Origin of the sequence: Thiohalocapsa halophila (assembly GCF_016583825.1) — a bacterium.
Classification (GTDB): Bacteria; Pseudomonadota; Gammaproteobacteria; order Chromatiales; family Chromatiaceae; genus Thiohalocapsa; species Thiohalocapsa halophila.
The window spans coordinates 1-881 of record NZ_NRRV01000231.1 but is presented as its reverse complement, the minus strand read 5'-3'; the positions used below and the strand labels follow the sequence as shown (position 1 = coordinate 881).

2 protein-coding genes are annotated in these 881 nt (G+C 54.6%); both read right to left on the bottom strand.

Annotated elements, in window-relative coordinates:
• Position 1 precedes the first annotated feature (1 nt).
• A complete protein-coding gene (locus CKO31_RS26165; protein WP_200243876.1) occupies positions 2-385 on the bottom strand; it encodes a hypothetical protein in 384 nt (127 codons plus the stop codon).
• Positions 386-398: 13 nt separating this feature from the next.
• The coding region (locus tag CKO31_RS26160; RefSeq protein WP_207148134.1) for an integrase core domain-containing protein at positions 399-881 on the bottom strand (483 nt) is incomplete at its 5' end.

Sequence of the window (881 nt, the reverse complement as noted above, 5' to 3'; positions counted from 1 at the left end):
GTTAGAAGACTGCTTTCGCTGGATGCACGAAGTACCTCTCCCGGTCTTCTTGTGCGTAAAAGAGAAATGTATAGTTGCGCGTTGGGGGTAAGACGCTTCGTAAGTCTTCCGTTCGATTGCAAAGGACTTTGAGCTTGCCGCCAGATTGGAAGACTAAAGCCGCCTGCCGTTTCTTCTCGTAAGGAAGAGAATCCCACTCGTTTTTCGCATCCTCTTCGATAAGTACGTACCAGAAGTACTGGTAGAAGTATAGACTCATGGCTTGGCGTTCTTCTATTGTAAGGCCGCCCTCGCATATGGCGGTCACATCACTGACCGGCAAAGGAGCAGTCGGCTCGGCGTCGTAAAGAGGACGCCCGAGTATGGACTTCACGAGGATGCGCATAGTTTGGCTCGCTCTAGGTGTCAGGTCCCGGCAGATTGTTCGGTGCTGCGACGAACAGCTCGGGATGTTTTGCCTGTCGTTGGATGAGGGCTTGCACGGGGCTGCTATGGCAGAGGTTGCTTTGCGGGATATCGTGATTGTAAAGCGCCGCGCAACGTTGCAGGGTGTATTCGAGGTGTTCACCAGAGCCGAAGCGGTTGGTGGCCAACAGCTCGGCAATGCGCCTGTTGGAGCGCTCGACTATGCCATTGGTTTGCGGGTGTGCGGGCTTCATCAGGCGATCCTCGATGGCTCGCTCGGCGCAGAGGCGAAAGCCGCCATCGCGCAAAATGACGGTTATCCTTCTTACGCAGTGACGAAAACGTGTGTTACAAAATTCTGTCTTTGTGTGAGAACCATCCGGGAGGATCATGTGACAACCAACCTTCGGCTTCAGCGCACTGCCGAACCGCTGGGTCAATGTCACTGGGCCAGCTGGAGCAGCGGAAAACCTGCT

Excerpts from the sequence above, each read along its gene's own strand:
- CKO31_RS26165 (WP_200243876.1), bottom strand. The coding sequence starts at position 385 with ATGCGCATCCTCGTGAAGTCCATACTCGGGCGTCCTCTTTACGACGCC.